At 27.2% G+C, this 16,378-nt stretch carries 18 protein-coding genes and 1 tRNA gene; 13 read left to right on the forward strand and 6 right to left on the reverse strand.

What is annotated here, in order from left to right:
• The first annotated feature begins 11 nt into the window (after positions 1–11).
• The 8 genes from rplT (at position 12) to SFBM_RS02575 (ending at position 8,591) form a co-directional block, all read left to right on the forward strand.
• Positions 12–371 carry a 50S ribosomal protein L20 gene (rplT, locus tag SFBM_RS02540; protein WP_005806785.1) on the forward strand — a complete coding sequence of 120 codons (360 nt, stop codon included), beginning with the start codon at positions 12–14 and terminating at the stop codon, positions 369–371.
• A gap of 52 nt (positions 372–423) precedes the next feature.
• A complete protein-coding gene (locus SFBM_RS02545; RefSeq protein WP_009068510.1) occupies positions 424–1,770 on the forward strand; it encodes a TrkH family potassium uptake protein in 1,347 nt (448 codons plus the stop codon).
• A gap of 22 nt (positions 1,771–1,792) precedes the next feature.
• Positions 1,793–2,476 carry a potassium channel family protein gene (locus SFBM_RS02550; protein ID WP_014017871.1) on the forward strand — a complete coding sequence of 228 codons (684 nt, stop codon included), beginning with the start codon at positions 1,793–1,795 and terminating at the stop codon, positions 2,474–2,476.
• Positions 2,477–2,481: 5 nt separating this feature from the next.
• The gene (locus tag SFBM_RS02555; protein WP_005806781.1) at positions 2,482–3,264 is read left to right on the forward strand and encodes a TrmH family RNA methyltransferase; all 783 of its coding nucleotides are present in this window, start codon (positions 2,482–2,484) and stop codon (positions 3,262–3,264) included.
• An 80-nt stretch (positions 3,265–3,344) separates the two neighbouring features.
• The gene (gene pheS, locus SFBM_RS02560) at positions 3,345–4,364 is read left to right on the forward strand and encodes a phenylalanine--tRNA ligase subunit alpha (RefSeq protein ID WP_007442024.1); all 1,020 of its coding nucleotides are present in this window, start codon (positions 3,345–3,347) and stop codon (positions 4,362–4,364) included.
• A gap of 18 nt (positions 4,365–4,382) precedes the next feature.
• The gene (pheT, locus tag SFBM_RS02565) at positions 4,383–6,743 is read left to right on the forward strand and encodes a phenylalanine--tRNA ligase subunit beta (protein ID WP_014017872.1); all 2,361 of its coding nucleotides are present in this window, start codon (positions 4,383–4,385) and stop codon (positions 6,741–6,743) included.
• A gap of 21 nt (positions 6,744–6,764) precedes the next feature.
• On the forward strand, positions 6,765–7,793 hold the full coding sequence (locus SFBM_RS02570; protein WP_005806777.1) for a 2-hydroxyacid dehydrogenase: 1,029 nt from the start codon (positions 6,765–6,767) through the stop codon (positions 7,791–7,793).
• Between the two features lie 87 nt (positions 7,794–7,880).
• A complete protein-coding gene (locus tag SFBM_RS02575) occupies positions 7,881–8,591 on the forward strand; it encodes a DUF4214 domain-containing protein (RefSeq protein ID WP_005806776.1) in 711 nt (236 codons plus the stop codon).
• 29 nt (positions 8,592–8,620) lie between these two features.
• On the opposite strand, the gene SFBM_RS02580 is transcribed toward SFBM_RS02575, so the two are convergent.
• Positions 8,621–9,712, reverse strand: coding sequence for a hypothetical protein (locus tag SFBM_RS02580; protein ID WP_005806775.1), 1,092 nt, complete (start codon positions 9,710–9,712; stop codon positions 8,621–8,623).
• Between the two features lie 25 nt (positions 9,713–9,737).
• On the reverse strand, positions 9,738–10,001 hold the full coding sequence (locus SFBM_RS02585; RefSeq protein ID WP_005806774.1) for a hypothetical protein: 264 nt from the start codon (positions 9,999–10,001) through the stop codon (positions 9,738–9,740).
• A 143-nt stretch (positions 10,002–10,144) separates the two neighbouring features.
• Here SFBM_RS02585 and SFBM_RS02590 point away from each other — a divergent pair, with 143 nt between their 5' ends.
• The 3 genes from SFBM_RS02590 to SFBM_RS02600 all read left to right on the forward strand — a co-directional run bounded on the left by SFBM_RS02590 (position 10,145) and on the right by SFBM_RS02600 (position 11,895).
• Positions 10,145–11,071, forward strand: coding sequence for a type II CAAX prenyl endopeptidase Rce1 family protein (locus SFBM_RS02590; RefSeq protein ID WP_014017873.1), 927 nt, complete (start codon positions 10,145–10,147; stop codon positions 11,069–11,071).
• A gap of 74 nt (positions 11,072–11,145) precedes the next feature.
• On the forward strand, positions 11,146–11,379 hold the full coding sequence (locus SFBM_RS02595; protein ID WP_005806770.1) for a phage holin: 234 nt from the start codon (positions 11,146–11,148) through the stop codon (positions 11,377–11,379).
• 105 nt (positions 11,380–11,484) lie between these two features.
• Positions 11,485–11,895, forward strand: a complete 411-nt coding sequence (locus SFBM_RS02600; RefSeq protein WP_005806768.1) for a hypothetical protein — start codon at positions 11,485–11,487, stop codon at positions 11,893–11,895.
• A gap of 38 nt (positions 11,896–11,933) precedes the next feature.
• Here the strand turns inward: SFBM_RS02600 and dapB are convergent, their stop codons facing one another.
• From dapB to SFBM_RS02615, 3 genes are read right to left on the reverse strand one after another with little or no spacing between them, the layout of a single operon-like run.
• Positions 11,934–12,698 carry a 4-hydroxy-tetrahydrodipicolinate reductase gene (gene dapB, locus SFBM_RS02605; RefSeq protein WP_005806766.1) on the reverse strand — a complete coding sequence of 255 codons (765 nt, stop codon included), beginning with the start codon at positions 12,696–12,698 and terminating at the stop codon, positions 11,934–11,936.
• Positions 12,699–12,722: 24 nt separating this feature from the next.
• Positions 12,723–13,601, reverse strand: a complete 879-nt coding sequence (gene dapA, locus SFBM_RS02610) for a 4-hydroxy-tetrahydrodipicolinate synthase (RefSeq protein ID WP_005806764.1) — start codon at positions 13,599–13,601, stop codon at positions 12,723–12,725.
• 4 nt (positions 13,602–13,605) lie between these two features.
• A complete protein-coding gene (locus tag SFBM_RS02615) occupies positions 13,606–14,598 on the reverse strand; it encodes an aspartate-semialdehyde dehydrogenase (protein WP_005806762.1) in 993 nt (330 codons plus the stop codon).
• 153 nt (positions 14,599–14,751) lie between these two features.
• Here SFBM_RS02615 and SFBM_RS02620 point away from each other — a divergent pair, with 153 nt between their 5' ends.
• Together SFBM_RS02620 and SFBM_RS02625 are read left to right on the forward strand one after the other, a co-directional pair.
• Positions 14,752–15,009 carry a small, acid-soluble spore protein, alpha/beta type gene (locus SFBM_RS02620; protein ID WP_242821370.1) on the forward strand — a complete coding sequence of 86 codons (258 nt, stop codon included), beginning with the start codon at positions 14,752–14,754 and terminating at the stop codon, positions 15,007–15,009.
• A 95-nt stretch (positions 15,010–15,104) separates the two neighbouring features.
• Positions 15,105–15,180, forward strand: a tRNA-Phe gene (locus tag SFBM_RS02625).
• Positions 15,181–15,210: 30 nt separating this feature from the next.
• Here SFBM_RS02625 and dxr read toward each other — a convergent pair.
• Complete coding sequence (gene dxr / locus SFBM_RS02630) at positions 15,211–16,362, reverse strand: 1-deoxy-D-xylulose-5-phosphate reductoisomerase (protein ID WP_005806759.1); 1,152 nt, start codon at positions 16,360–16,362, stop codon at positions 15,211–15,213.
• Positions 16,363–16,378: the final 16 nt, after the last annotated feature.

A 16,378-nucleotide genomic window follows, 5' to 3' on the forward strand; every position in this document is an offset into this window, starting at 1 on the left:
GGTAGGAATAAATGGCTAGAGTTAAGAGAGCTGTTAATGCACGTAAGAATCATAAAAAAGTGTTGAAATTAGCTAAGGGTTATTATGGAGCAAAATCAAAGTTATTCAAAACTGCTAATGAAACGGTTATTCGTGCTTTGTGGAATTCTTATGTAGGAAGAAGATTAAGAAAGCGTGACTTTAGGAAACTTTGGATAATAAGAATAAATGCTGGTGTTAGGGAGCATGGATTAAGTTATTCAAGATTTATATTTGGTTTAAAGAATGCTAATATTAATATAAATAGAAAAATGTTATCAGAGATGGCTATAAATGACAAAACTGCTTTTGCTGAACTTGTGAGGATTGCTAAGGAAAATTTGAATAAATAAATGCGACTTTTTTTGTCGCATTTATTTTTATATTAAAGATGTGAGGATTAAATTGAAAAATTTTAAAAAATTGTATCCTGTACAAATATTAGCATTGTTTTTTATAGTGGTAATAATAATTGGCAGTTTTTTATTAACTATGCCTATTTCTAGTAGTTCAGGTGTAATGACTAATTATCTAGATGCTTTGTTTACAGCTACTTCTGCTACTTCTGTTACTGGTCTCGTAACTTTAGATACTGGTACATATTGGAGTCCATTTGGAACAACAGTAATTTTAATGTTAATACAAATTGGTGGACTTGGCATAATGTCATTTACTACATTTGGAGTCCTTAAATATGGAAATAAAATTTCTTTGTATACTAGTCTTTTGATGAAAGAGGCTTTGAATGTAGATGAGTTCCAGGGAATGTCTCGTATGATTCGATATGTAATTATATTTGTTGTGGCTGTTGAATTACTTGGGATGATTTTTTTAAGTTTTGTATTTGTACCTAAGTATGGTTTATTTCATGGACTTTATGTGAGTTTGTTTACATCTATATCTGCATTTTGTAATGCAGGATTTGATATATTTGGAAATTTTTCTAGTCTTACATCTTACTATAGTAGTGCTTATGTTCTTATTATATGCATGGCTCTTATAATATTAGGAGGTATAGGATTTAGTGTAATAACTGAGTTTATAATTTACAGGTATACAAAAAAAATATCAGTCACGACTAAGGTTGTATTAGTTACTACGTTTTTTTTGGTATTAATAGGAGCGGCTTTATATTTTATATTTGAGTATGATAATCCATTGACTTTCCAAAACATGAGTTTAGGTAATAAAGTGTTAAATAGTATTTTTTCATCAGTATCCCCAAGAACTGCAGGATTTAATTCTATAGATCTAAGTGGTATTAGGTCTGGAACAGTATTTTTAACGTGTATTCTTATGCTTATAGGTGGATCACCTGGGTCGACAGCAGGAGGAATAAAAACTACAACATTTGGTGTTATAATATTATCAATATACCATTACATAAGAAATAAAAATAGAACTATTGTATTAGGAAAGGAAATACCTGCAAAAACAATAAATAAGGCTTTTATTGTATCATTTGTGGCTTTGTTTTTTATAAGTACATTTGTTATATTAATCTCTATGACTAACAAGGATGCATCATTTAGATCTATAGTATTTGAAGTTTTTTCAGCTTTTAATACTGTTGGTTTGAGTTTGGGTCTTACTTCTGAACTTAATGGTTTAGGTAAAATATTGATTATTTTGGCTATGTATTTAGGAAGAGTTGGAACTTTGACTTTAATTTTTGCATTTACGAATAAACATGATAACTCTAAAAAAAGTAGTAGTATAAAGTATCCAGAAGTTAAGATTACAGTTGGATAAAAATTTTTAAGGAGATGTTTCTGTGAGGAAAAAACAATTTGTTGTAATAGGGATAGGACGATTTGGTTTTAGCGTTGCTACGAGTCTTTATAGAGCAGGTTATGATGTGTTAGCGATAGATAAAGATTTAGAAAAGATTGAAGAAATTTCTACTGAGGTTACTCATGCTTTAGCACTTGATGCAACAGATGAGAAAGCATTATTTAGTGTTAATATTTCAGATTATGATACGGCCATAATTGCAATAGGAGGAAGTATACAAGAGAGTTTACTTGTTACCCTACTTGTGAAAGATGCAGGTATTTCTGATATTATTTGTAAAGGACAAGGAGAACTTCATGGAAAGTTATTAAGAAAAATAGGGGCTCGTAGAGTTGTTCTTCCTGAACAAGAAATGGGATATAGGCTTGCAAATAATTTAAAATTTCAAAGTTTATTTGATTATATTGAAATATCTAGAGGATCTTCAATTGCAGAGTTTACTGCACCGAAAGAGTGGATTAATAAAACTATAGGTGAGATTGATATTAGAGCAAAACATGAAGTCATATTGATAGGTATTAAGAAGAGTCCAGATTGTGAAATGAACGTTGATATAAATGCTAATACAATAATTAAGGAAAATGATTTACTTATACTTTTAGGTAGAGATGATAGGTTATGCAGGATACAAAATAAATTTACTTTTGTTCAAAAAGAGGATTAAAAGAATTGAATCATATAAGTAGTCTAGATAATAAATTTTTTAAAGAAATTATGGGATTGAAAAATAAAAAAAATAGATGTAAAAGTAGGCTATATCTTATCGAAGGAATAAGGTTTGTAGAAGAAGCTATAAAGAATAATTGTGAAATAAAATATATAGTAGTTTCTGAATCAAAGAAAGATTATATAATTGACAAATTTGAATTCCAAGATAAGCTATTTAATGTTATGGTATTTTCAGATGAATTATTTGGGAAAATTAAGCAAACAGAAAATACTCAGGGTATAATTGCCTGTTTAAGGATTAAGGATACTATTATAAAATTTAATTTTAATGAAGGAATATACTTTTTAATTGATAAAATTCAAGATCCAGGGAACTTAGGGACTATAATAAGAACTGCAGTTGCTGTTAATGCATTAGGTGTTATATTGATGAAAGGTAGTGTTGATTTATATAATGATAAGGTTTTAAGAGCAACAATGGGTTCTATTTTTAAGATAAATATTAATTTTATAGAAAGCTATTTAGAATTAAATGAGTTTATAAAAAATGATTTTAAACTTGTTATAGCAGATGCTCATGGTGATAATAATTATTATCATGAAGATTTAAAAGGTAAGATTATTTTAGCTGTTGGGAATGAAGGAAATGGAATTTCTGATGAAATTAAAAATTTTCATCATGTTAAAGTTCGTATTCCTATGTGTAATGATCTTGAATCTTTAAACGTTGCTCAGGCACTTAGTATTATTGCTTTTGAACGTGTGAGACAATTGGATGTGTGATTTTTGCAAATATGTTCCTTGATTTTAACCTGAATCAAGGAGTTTTTTTGTTTTTTAGGTATATAGGGAGGATGATGATTTTGAAAGAAAAGTTAGATCAGTTATTTAATTCTGCAATTGAGCAACTTAAGAAAGTTGATTCAATTAGTAAATTTGAAGAGTTAAGAGTTAGGTATTTAGGGAAAAAAAGTGAACTATCAAATATATTGAAGAATATGAAAAATTTGTCTAATGAAGAGAAAATTTCTACTGGGAAAATTATAAATGAGATAAAGAAGAAAATAGAGTTAAAATTTTCGGAGACTTTTGAGTCTATCAAGAACTTTGAGATAGAGAGAAAATTAAAAGAAGAGATAATTGATATTACTTTACCAGGCAAGAAAATAGCTATTGGTCATAAAAATCCAATTCAAATTGTGCTGGATGAAATAAAAGAAATATTTCTTAATATGGGATTTGTAATTGAAGAAGGTCCAGATATTGATACGGAATATTATAATTTTGAAGCTTTAAATATTTTAAAGGATCATCCAGCAAGGAGTGAGCAGGACACTTTTTATATAGATGACGATTATGTTTTGAGAACGCATACTTCTACTATTCAAATTAGAACGATGGAAAATAAAAAGCCACCTATAAAAATTATTGCACCAGGTCGTGTTTATAGATCAGATGAATTAGATGCAACACATTCTCCAATATTTTGTCAGATGGAAGGACTTGTTGTAGATAAAGATATCAGAATGTCTCATCTTAAATCTACTCTAAATAAATTTATAAAGTCTATGTTTGGTTCAGAGATTAAGACTAAGTTTAGGGCTCATCATTTTCCATTTACGGAACCTTCTGCTGAGATGGATGTTAGTTGTTTTGCTTGTAAAGGAAGTGGATGTTCTGTTTGTAAAAATAGTGGTTATATTGAGATATTAGGTTGTGGGATGGTTCATCCTGATGTTCTTAGGAGATGTGATGTAGACCCTGAAGAGTATAGTGGATTTGCTTTTGGGTTTGGTATAGATAGAATGGTCATGCTTAAGTATGGGATTGAAGATATAAGGCTTTTATATGAAAGTGATTTAAAATTTTTATCTCAATTTTAATTTATAGGGGGATATTTAATGAAAGTTTCATTTGAATGGATTAAGGAATATTTTGATGAGGAATTAAAGTTGAATGATGTATGTGATAAGTTAACTATTAGTGGAACAAAGGTTGAAAATGTAGAATCTAATAAGGTTGAAGTTAAGAATATTGTTACTGGTCTTATTGAGGAAATAAAACCTCATCCAGATGCTGAAAAACTCGTTGTATGCAGTGTTAATATTGGAGAAAGTTATGTTCAAATAGTTACTGGTGCAAAGAATATGAAGGAAGGAGATATTGTACCTGTTGCATTGCATGGGGCGATTTTAGCAGATGGTACTAAGATTAAGAAAGGAAAGCTCCGCGGTGTTGAATCTCAGGGAATGATGTGTTCTGAAGAAGAATTAGGGCTTTGCGACCATGCTGATGGACTTATGATTTTGAAAGATGTTCCAATTGGAGAAAATATAGTTAATGTTTTAGATTCAGGACAGGAGATTGTTGAATTTGAAATAACATCAAATCGTCCAGATTGCTTAGGAATTTTAGGAATAGCAAGAGAGATTAAAGCGATATATGGTTTTGATTTAAAAAATCCAAAATTTGATTTTAAATATAGTGGATGTAAGGATATTAATGATCTTTTAAGTGTTGATGTTCAAAATAAAGATTGTAGACGCTATTCTGCTAGAGTCATTGAAAATTTGAAAATTTGTGATTCGCCTAAATTTATACAAGATAGATTAATAGCGTCCGGAATTAGACCGATAAATAATATTGTGGATTTAACAAATTATGTAATGCTTGAGATAGGTCAACCAATGCATGCTTTTGATTATAATGTTGTTAGTAATTCAAAAATTATAGTTGGGAATACTATAAATGGTGATAAGTTTATTACTCTTGATGGTATAGAAAGAGAACTTGATGATTCTATAATCTGCATAAAAGATTCTGAAAAGGTATTAGCTTTAGGTGGGATTATTGGAGGAGAAAATTCGAAAGTTAATGATGATACTAAAAGAATTATACTTGAGAGTGCAAATTTTAAATTTGATGTTATACGTAGGTCGTCAAGAAAATTAAATTTAAGATCTGAAAGTTCTTTAAGATTTGAAAAAAATATAGATGATAATTTGACTCTTATTGCTTTGAATAGGTTTTGTAGTTTAGTTGAAGAATTATCTTATGGAGATGTAGTAAACGGAACAATAGATATAATAAATGAGAGTTATGAGAGAGTTAACATAGAGGTGACTCCTCAATATATAAATAAATTTTTGGGGACTGATATATCTAAAGATAGTATTATAAAAATATTTAAAAATTTAGATATGGAAGTAAAAGAGGATAATGAACTTTTAATAGTAACACCTCCTACATTTAGACGTGATATATTTATTAAAGAGGATTTGGCTGAGGAGATTGCGAGAATTTATGGGTATGATCAAATTAAAGAGGAAGATTTAAAGAGTGTATCACAGGAGATTGGTAAAACTAAAAAGCAAAAATTTATTGATAATATTTTAAATACGATGATATCTTTAGGATTTAGTCAATCAATGAGTTATTCATTTTATAGTCCAAGATCTTTTGACAAGATGAATTTGGAGAAAGATAATGAACTAAGAGATGCAATTACTATAAGAAATCCATTAGGGGAAGATTATAGTGTAATGAGAACAACTATGGTTCCATCTATGATTGAAGCTTTATATAGAAATATTTCTTATTCAAATAGTGAAGCTTGTATATTTGACATAGGTAAGACATATGGCAGAGGTAAGGATGGGAAAATTTTAGAAAATAATGTTTTAGCTATGGGAATGTATGGTAAAAATTTTGATTACTTTACCATAAAGGGAGTTATTGAATCCTTATTTGAACATATTGGTATAACTTTTATGCTTGAGAGAGAAGGAGAAGTTTTTTATCATCCGGGTAAATCAGCAAGAATAGTCTTAGGGAAAAATGTATTAGGTAAATTTGGATCAATTCATCCTTATGTGCTCAGAAATTATGATGCTAAGGTAGAATTATTTATTTGTGAAGTTTATTTAGATAAGATCTTTAACTTTTATAAATCTGATAAAAAATATAAGCAAATTCCTAAATATCCGAGTGTAACTTTTGATTTAAATGTGGTTGTGGATGAGGATGTATTAGTTCAAGATATAGAAAAGATTATTAAATCAAAGTCTGGCAATATTTTAGAAAGTTTGAATATTTTTGATATTTATAGAGGATCACAAGTTCCTGAGGGTAAAAAAAGTATATCTTATAGTATAATATTTAGAGATAGAAGCAAAACTTTAAATGATAAAGAAATAAATAAGTTAATTGAGATTATCTTAAATGCTCTTAAATTAAGTTTAGGGGCAGAACTTAGAAAGTAACAAATAAGGAGGCAATTAAATATGAAGTTGATATTATTTGATGCGAAGAAATATGATAAGGATTATTTTGATAAGTATTCTAAAGAGGCTAATGTAGATATTGTTTATGAAGAGCAGAAACTTACACCTGAAACGTCTCATTTAGCGAATGGATATGATGCAGTTTGTGTATTTGTTAATGATATTGTTAATAGAGAAGTTATTGATAAGTTATGTGAATTTGGAATTAAGTTAATTGTTTTAAGATGTGCAGGATATAATGGAGTTGATATTAAATATGCAAAGAACAAGATAACCGTGGTTAGAGTTCCAGCATATTCACCAAATTCAATTGCAGAAATATCAATTGGGATGATATTAACATTAACAAGAAAAATTAACAAGGCTATTGAAAAAACAAGAAATTATAACTTTTCACTTGAAGGATTAGTAGGATTTGATTTGTTTAATAGAACTGTTGGTATAATTGGAACAGGTAAAATAGCACAAGAATTTATGAAAATTTTATCTGGTATAGGTATGAAAATATTAGCTTATGATGTGTATCCAAATTATGAAATTGAAAAAGAACTAGGATTTAAATATGTTGATTTAGATACTATTTATAGAGAAAGTGATGTTATTTCCTTACATTGTCCATTAACAAGTGATAATGCACATATGATAAATAAGGATTCAATATCTAATATGAAAAATGGAGTTATAATTTTAAATACAGCTAGAGGAATGTTAATTGATACAAAAGCCTTAATCGATGCAATAAAATCTGGAAAAATTTATGGTGCAGCTTTGGATGTATATGAAAATGAAAAAAATTATTTCTTTAATGATTGTTCAAAGACGGGTGTTGATGATGAAATTCTAAAAGAACTTTTATCACTTGATAATGTTATAGTTTTCTCGCATCAAGCTTATTTAACAGAAGAAGCACTAACAAGTATTGCATTAATTTCATTAAATAATATCAAAAAGTTTTTAAATAATGAATTTTTAAATAATGAAGTATTTTATGATGAGACACAAGATAAGATAGTTGATTTTAGGAAATAGATTAGTAAGTTTATTGCAGTAATAATCACTATTACTGCAAATTTTTTTAAGAATTTATATATAGAGTCATATGAGGAGCAGATGAGGATGAAGAGATATAAAAATTTAGCACTATTTTTAGTTATAGTTTTATTGATGGTAATACAAAATAATTTGTTTTTAAATATGAGTGTACATGCTATAACAAATAGATATTTTGAGGATACTTTTGAAATAAGTGTAGCAGGACTTCCAAGCAAGTATGACAATATAAAGTGTAGTTTAGAAGATGTAAGGGTTGAAATAAAGGGGGACAAGATAGTAATATTGGATCTCGTACCTGATCAAGTTTATCATGACGTTAAAATTACATTTACAGATGATATTGGAAGGAAATATGAATTTAATTTTGACAATGTTATAACTTCACTTCCAAATAAAGCAAACAATAAATTTGTTTATGATGCTTATTCAAATGGTTTAGGTAGAAAACCAGAGCATACAGGATTTAAATATTGGTTTGGAAGATTAAGTAGTGCTACTATTACAGCTGTGGATTTTATAAATGAGATGGTGAATTCGGAAGAATTTAATTTAATTTATAAAACACCAAGGGAAAAAATAGGAGCATTATATAAAACTGTAGTTGGAAGAGAAGCAGAAAAGGAAGGACTTGACTTTTGGTTAAATCAATTTAATTTGTTAGTAGAAGAAGACGGTATGGAAAGCAGTGAGGCGGTATCAGATTTAGTAAATAGAATGGTAAGTGAGAATGAATTTAAGAGTATAGTAAAAGAAGCGGGATTTATATACAATTAAAGGGAGATTTATATCTCCCTTTTTATATATTAAAATAGTTTTAGACTTAGTTCATCACCATGATTATTGAAAAGATCAACAAATTTAATTTTTATAGTTATGTAGTCATCGACTTCTAAAATAGATTCTTCTGTAAGTTCTGAATATTCACCATCATTTATTTTATACAATATTTTTTTAACTGAGTTGTGATTAGATAAATCTAGAGTTACTCTAAAAATTGAGTCGCTAGTCGAAACAGATGGAATGGTTGGTTTATTCAATATATCAGAGATTATTTCAATTAAGAAGTTGGCACATTTAGTTATATCAGTTACATTTGTTTCAGAAACAATTCTTATGAAATCAATATTATTGTTTAAAATGTTATTGAATTGGGTTTTATCTATGATTTCTGAAAAATTAATAAAGTTAAATGAATTAAATTTAATAGAATCGTTAACAAATGTAGATATTTTAGATTCAGTATTTAAATTTAGTACATTAACTTTATTAAGAGTATTCTCAAACTGTAAATCTATTATAGATAATATATCAAGATATAATACGTCATTTAGTGAACTATCAATAGAATTACTAAAACTTGATGAGTTATTAACAAATAGTATAGAAAGATGATATTTTTTGGTGAAATTTTCAAATAATCTGAGTATTTCAAATATTATTGAAATATTTTTTGGGCTGAACTCATTATTGGAATTAAAATATGTTGTGGTAATTAAAAGAGTTTTAGTATTAATATCGCCTAATTCAGATCTTTTAGTAAATAGAAGATTATTATTTTTTGATTGTTGTAGGAAATTATATTCAATTTCTTCATCAAATCCGATATTATCAAGAGTATTTATAATTTTTGCACTAATATTTTTTATGAATTCATCATTTGATGATGAGTCTTGGTATATTTTTTGCAGTTCATTAGATTGGGAATTTATATTTGATATTTCAAAAGTTACCTCATTAACGGTAAGATTTTTATTTGATCTATTAATTTCAACATTAACGTTAAATTTTTTAATAGTATTATTAGTTCCATAATATTTGTTTGATATAGTAGGTTGTGAACAAGATGTAATTGAAAAAATTATGAGAAATATAAAGAGATATTTTTGTAATTTCATTAGTAAAATCCTCACTAAGTTAAGTTTAGTTTATGTTATTTTTTATATTATTTAGTCTTGAATCTATAGAGTTCATTAAAGTATTTTGTGTAGAGTTAGCATAATTGTTTATATTTAGATTATTGGCTTCCAGTATTTTTTTGATTTCTCCCAATTCGGAGTCAATATTATTGAGTTCAATTTCACTATAATTTGTATTAAAGTTATCTAAATAAGAATTTATATTATTCATATTTGAATTTATTTGATTAACAGAGTTTAATAAATTTTTTATTTTAGGGTCATTCATCTTATATTCCTCCAAAAAATAATTATAATATTAAATTATGTAAAAATAAACTTTAAAGGTTACAATTATAAAAATTAAATGTACATTTTTTAAAACAACAACTAATAAAATAAAAAAATAAAATAGAATTTTTGGAGGGTAATGTGACCAAAATTAAACTATTTAATTTTATTTTATTTATGAACTTTATTATATATATTTTTTCAAATTTAATTATATTTAAATATGTTACACAAAGTACATATTATGTATTTTACATGTGTTTAAGAGATATAATATTATTTTTATTTTCTATAGCACTGTATTTAAATTTTTATAATTCTAGAATAAGTTCAATGTTAGTATTTCCAAAATTAAACGGTAAAATTATTAAAAATTCAATAATAATTGGAGTTTCATTTTATTTAATAGCTAATGGTGCAAATTTAATTTTCACATCGATATTTAAATTTACTTTAGGTAATGGATTTTATTTGAATAGTATTTATATTAAGGATTATTTTGGTTTTGAATTTATTGTATATATTTTTATTCATACAATTTTTACAGAATTATTTTTTAGATGTATTTTAAAAGATGCATTTAGATTTTTATCAAATAAATCTAGATTAATATTAACATCTATTATATTTTCATTTTTCTTTTTTGGATTGTCACAAATTGTATATGGATTTATCATTGGCATTTTGCTCATGAGTTTTTTAGATAGGATAGGAAGTGTAACTACCATAATAATAACTAGTTTAACCATAAATATAGCTGATTATTTTGTTAGGGTAATTGGAAATAATTTTACACAAACTTTAATTTCATATAAAACATTTTTCAAGAGTACTGATGTATTTGTTAATCTTATATTTCCAATTATTATAATTCTTATTGGGATGATAATTTATTCGATTTTGAGAGAGAACATAAACATAAATACTAAATCAGTTTCAGCTTTACCTCCAAATGTTAAAGAAGGTAATTTTAATACTAGTATAGATAGTGTAGCAGATATTTATATTTTATTGTTTTTTGTAACATATTTTATTATCACATTCATAGGGTATAAAATATCTCTTTAATTAAATTTTTAGTTCAGCTTTGTCGATTTGGAGAATATATTGAATTGTTAGCTGTTTAAAAGGAGTATTATTTTATGTTTAAGAATAGATTAAGAAATTATGGTTTATGGGTATCTGTAGCAGCACTTATTCCTTTATTATTATCAGCATTTGGAATTAATCTTATTAATGAAGATAAATATGTACAGGTAATAAATTGTATATTGTCTATACTTGTAGCTCTAGGATTAATAAATAATCCAGATACAAATAATCGTTGGTATAAAGATGACAAAATAGAAGAGTGTAAAAATGAAAAGTTAAATTAGTTATTATTTGTGGGAATAAATGTTAACATTTATTCCCACTTTTTTGTATAAATAAACTCTATTATGGAAGTATAGATAATACATTAATAATAAAATGAGGATGAAATGAAGAATAAACCATTACTAAGAAGTGTAATAGTTATTTTATGTATAGGACTATTTATAGATTTACATATAGAAACTGTTTATGCTAATATGAATCTTAATGAGAATATTGCAAATATAGATAGGATTGAAAAGCACTGGTGGGGATATAGAAGGTATATTAGTAGTGATCAGATATCTAAATTTTCAACTGAACTTGATTTATTAGCAGCTGAGCTTAGTTTAATTGGGGGATTGACGACTCCTATAAGTTTTTTAAATCCTTTAGCTGGAGTTATTGTAGGTAGTATGTTTGAAATAACATCATCTTATTGTTGGTTGTTATCTACTTATTTTATCAAGATAGATAAAGGTAATGGTATTATTGTAGATTTTGCAAATGGATTTATATTTAGAGTAAGGGCTATGTAGATAGAGAGGACTAAAATAACTAGTCCTTCTCTTTTTGTTTATAGGTTTAACATCGAGTTCATATTGTATATTCCGGAATTTTTACCAAATAGATAGAGTGCAGCCTTTAATGCACCTTGTGCGAAAACATCACGTGATATAGCAGTGTGCTTTAATTCTATAATTTCATTATTTCCACCAAATAAAATTTCATGTGATCCTATCATGTTTCCACATCTTATTGAATGGACTCCTATTTCTTTTTTTTCACGTTTCTTTTCACCCAATCGTCCATGATTAAAATCAACATCTTCATTAAATTTATCCTTCACAAAATTATTTATTGTGTCCATGAGCATTATTGCAGTTCCACTAGGTGAATCAAGTTTTTGGTTATGATGTTTTTCGGTTATTTCTATATCATAATCTTTATAGAGTGATTGGAGTGCCGTTTTTAATAATTTTTGCAAAACGTTTATTCCAATACTCATGTTGTAAGATATAAAAATAGGGATTGTTTTGCTTGCATCGTTTATTTTATTTAATTGTTCTTTTGTATGACCAGTTGTGCAGATTACAATTCCTATTTTTTTGTTTAAGGCATAAGTTAAAATGCTATCTAATGAGTTTGGATGTGAGAAGTCGATTATTATATCAACCTTTTCTTGTACATCATTTATATTAAGATAGGTTTTAACTTTATTTTCATTATTTTGTTTATTATCAACACCACATATAATTTCTAAGTTATCATACGTGTGACTTAATTCCTCAATTGTTTTTCCCATACGTCCATTTATACCATTTAGAAGTATTTTTAACATTTTTCCTCCAAAGTTTTTTAGATTTTAAAGTAATTCAATATTTTTCATTTCGTCTTTTAATTTGTTTAAATTGTTTTGATCCATTTCTACAAGGGGTAATCTGAATCCTCCAACATTTTTACCCATTAAATTTAATACAGTCTTTATTGGTATTGGATTTGTTTCTATGAAAAGTGAATTTGTAAAATTTAGATATTTAAGTTGAAGTTCTAATGATTTTTTGATATTGCCATTTATATATTCATGTGTGATATCATGAACGATTTTAGGGAGAATATTACCTAATACAGTAACTGTACCTTTTCCTCCTATACTCATAAATGGAACAATTTGATCATCATTTCCAGAATATAAGTCGATTTGAGGACAAAGCTTTCTATATAGTATAGCCTGGCTTATATTTCCAGAAGCTTCTTTGATTGAGGTAACATTTTTAAGTTTAGAAAGTTCAAGTAATATTTCAGGTGATATATTCATTCCAGTTCTTGAAGGAACGTTGTATGCCATAATTGGAAGATTAATATGATCATTTATAGTTTTAAAGTGTTCAATTAATCCTTTTTTAGAGGTTTTATTATAATACGGTGTTATAACTAATAGTCCATCAGCTCCAACTTCTTTTGAAAATTTAGAAAGTTCAAGAGTTTTTTGAGTATTATTTGTTCCAACTCCAGCAATTACTGGGATTTTTTTGTTTATAATTTCTACAGTTGTCTGAATTAATCTTTTCTTTTCGTTATCAGTGAGTGTAGAACCTTCCCCAGTAGTTCCACAAATTATAATTGCATCTGTGTTATTTTTAACATGCCAATTTAAAAGTTCTTCCAATTTGTCTAAATTAATATCACCATTTTCATTAAAAGGTGTAACAATGGCAACGCCTGAACCAATAAATAAACTCATAATATTACTCTCCTTTATTATTTAAAATATATTCAGCTATTTGAACTGCATTTAAGGCAGCCCCTTTTAGAATATTATCAGCAACAACCCAAATGTTTATTGCTTTGTCGCAAGACTCATCAAGTCTAATTCGTCCAACAAATACTTCATCTTTTCCAGAAATATATCTTGGCATTGGGTACTTATTTTTTTTAATATCATCTATTAATGTAATTCCTTTAAAATTTTTAAGCTCATTTAAAATATCGTCTAGTGTAAAGTCATTTTCAAATTCTACATTTATACTTTCACTGTGAGAATTTTCAATAGGAACCCTAACACAAGTAGCAGTTATTTTGAGAGATTCGTCTTGCAATATTTTCCTAGTTTCATTTATCATTTTCATTTCTTCTTTTGTATATCCATTATCAGTGAATACATCAATTTGAGGGATCAGATTTCCTTTTATTAAATATTGGAATTTGTTTAAATTTACTTCAATATCTACATCTAGATCTTTAATGCCTAAGTTCCCAGCACCTGAAACTGCTTGATAGGTTGAATAAATTATTCTTTTTATTTTAAATTTATCATGAAGTGGTTTAAGAGCTACGACAGCTTGTATAGTTGAGCAATTTGGATTTGCTATAATTCCATTATTTTTCAAAGCTTCTTTTCCATTAACTTCAGGAACTACAAGAGGTGTATTTTTATCCATTCTAAACGCACTAGAGTTATCAATAACAAGAGCATTTTTTTGTACAAATAAATGGGAAAATTTGAGGCTTGTATCACTGCCAGCAGAGAAGAATGCAAAATCTATATCATCTTTAATATTATCTCTGTTTAATTCAATAACTTCATATTCTTTATTTTTAAAATTAAGCTTGGACCCTTCAGATTTTTTGGAAGCGTATAGATAAATATTATTGACAGGAAAATTCCTTTCTTCTAATACTTTAAGAAAGGTTCTTCCTATTTTTCCTGTTGCACCAACAACAGCTACATTATATCGCATAGAAATAACCTCCAGATTTAAAATATAATATCTATTATAGTATAAATGAATTTAATTTAATAATCAAAAACTAATATAAAGTATATTTGAAATAAGTTGTGGTTAAACTGTTATTATATAAATATATACTTTTTTTGAAAGAGGTGATTTATTATAAGTAATAGTAGTTCTCTAAAAAGGGTAATAAAACAAAAGTTGAAGTCGAATAAGAAATTAACTGAATTAGAGCAATTAAGGGAAAATCTAAAGTATGAAATAGCTGAGGAGCTTGGACTGAAAGATAAAGTTGATAAATACGGATGGAGCGGGCTTACATCTAGTGAAACAGGAAAAATTGGTGGGATAATGACTAAAAGGAAGAAGGAATTGAATGTTCCTAAAAATTCGGATATATTGAATCGTTCAAAATAATAACCTTCTGTAAAAAATGGAGGTTTTTTGTTTTTTGATTATTGACTTTTATGTAGGAATTATGCATAATAATATCTGTGGTTTGTATTTGATTTGGCTGGATAGCTCAGTTGGTAGAGCAGAGGACTGAAAATCCTCGTGTCGCTGGTTCGATTCCTGCTCTAGCCACCAAAGAATTTAAGGCAGTGCAAAAGCACTGCCTTAAATATTTTTTGATTTTTCATAAATAAATGATTTAACTTCTTTATCTAGTTCAATAATGGTATTTAAATCTGGATTTTCTATAACTCCATAATGTGATAGAGATTTTTCAATTAAATTTTCTATATCTAAAAATGATATTTTCTTGGTTAAAAATAATCTAACAGCCTCTTCATTTGAAGAATTAAATACAGTTGTTGCTGTACCTCCAAGTTTACCAGCATCAAATGCCATTTTTACACAAGGATATCTAGATAAATCCACTTTAGAAAAGTTTAATGAGGATATTTCTTCAAAATTTAATGGTTTAAAATTTTTATTTTGTATTCTATCTGGATATGTCAGAGCGTATTGAATAGGAACCCTCATGTCTGGAGTTCCAAGTTGAGCTATTATACTTGAATCATTAAATTCGACCATCGAGTGTATGATACTTTCACGATGGAGTATTACTTTTATATTTTGATAATCTACATTGAATAGAAAGTGTGCTTCGATTATTTCAAGTCCTTTATTTGCCATTGTTGCAGAATCTATTGTTATTTTTGCCCCCATTGACCAATTTGGGTGTTTTAGTGCATCTTCAATAGTCACATTTTTAAGTTCTTCTCTTGTTTTATCTCTAAAACTCCCACCAGATGCTGTTAAAATTATATTTTTTATGTCCTCATGGGTTTTTCCATTTAAACATTGAAAGATAGCTGAATGTTCACTATCAAGTGGTATAAGTTCTACATTATATTGTTTGATTTTTTTATTTATTATGTGACCTGCTGTAACAAGGGTTTCTTTGTTTGCAAGAGCAATATTTTTATGAGATTCTATTGCGTATATTGTTGGAAGAAGTCCGATATTTCCAACTAAACTATTTATAATAGTATCTGATTTGTTAAATGTAGCAATCTCTAATAATCCTTCGTTTCCGTATGTGAATTTTATATTTGGATATTCCGCATGCATACGCTCAAAATCATCTTTATTTTTTAAGCATACAAGTTCTGGGGAAAAATGTTTTAAAATCTCTCTAAGTTTAGTTATATTTTCACCGATAGAGATTGAATTTAATTTAAATTTGTGTGGGTTATTCTTTATAACATCGAGAGATTGTATTCCAATGGAGCCTGTTGCTCCTAGAATAGAAATATTTTTCATTTTCAAAATCTCCTTA

Source organism: Candidatus Arthromitus sp. SFB-mouse-Japan, assembly GCF_000270205.1.
Lineage (GTDB): Bacteria > Bacillota > Clostridia > Clostridiales > Clostridiaceae > Dwaynesavagella.

What these genes read in the sequence shown, in the direction of transcription:
- rplT (WP_005806785.1), top strand. Translation starts at nt 12, where the DNA reads ATGGCTAGAGTTAAGAGAGCTGTTAATGCACGTAAGAATCATAAAAAA.
- pheT (WP_014017872.1), top strand. Translation starts at nt 4,383, where the DNA reads ATGAAAGTTTCATTTGAATGGATTAAGGAATATTTTGATGAGGAATTA.
- SFBM_RS02570 (WP_005806777.1), top strand. Translation starts at nt 6,765, where the DNA reads ATGAAGTTGATATTATTTGATGCGAAGAAATATGATAAGGATTATTTT.
- SFBM_RS02575 (WP_005806776.1), top strand. Translation starts at nt 7,881, where the DNA reads ATGAAGAGATATAAAAATTTAGCACTATTTTTAGTTATAGTTTTATTG.
- SFBM_RS02580 (WP_005806775.1), bottom strand. Translation starts at nt 9,712, where the DNA reads ATGAAATTACAAAAATATCTCTTTATATTTCTCATAATTTTTTCAATT.
- SFBM_RS02585 (WP_005806774.1), bottom strand. Translation starts at nt 10,001, where the DNA reads ATGAATGACCCTAAAATAAAAAATTTATTAAACTCTGTTAATCAAATA.
- SFBM_RS02595 (WP_005806770.1), top strand. Translation starts at nt 11,146, where the DNA reads ATGTTTAAGAATAGATTAAGAAATTATGGTTTATGGGTATCTGTAGCA.
- SFBM_RS02600 (WP_005806768.1), top strand. Translation starts at nt 11,485, where the DNA reads ATGAAGAATAAACCATTACTAAGAAGTGTAATAGTTATTTTATGTATA.
- dapB (WP_005806766.1), bottom strand. Translation starts at nt 12,698, where the DNA reads ATGTTAAAAATACTTCTAAATGGTATAAATGGACGTATGGGAAAAACA.
- dapA (WP_005806764.1), bottom strand. Translation starts at nt 13,601, where the DNA reads ATGAGTTTATTTATTGGTTCAGGCGTTGCCATTGTTACACCTTTTAAT.
- SFBM_RS02615 (WP_005806762.1), bottom strand. Translation starts at nt 14,598, where the DNA reads ATGCGATATAATGTAGCTGTTGTTGGTGCAACAGGAAAAATAGGAAGA.
- dxr (WP_005806759.1), bottom strand. Translation starts at nt 16,362, where the DNA reads ATGAAAAATATTTCTATTCTAGGAGCAACAGGCTCCATTGGAATACAA.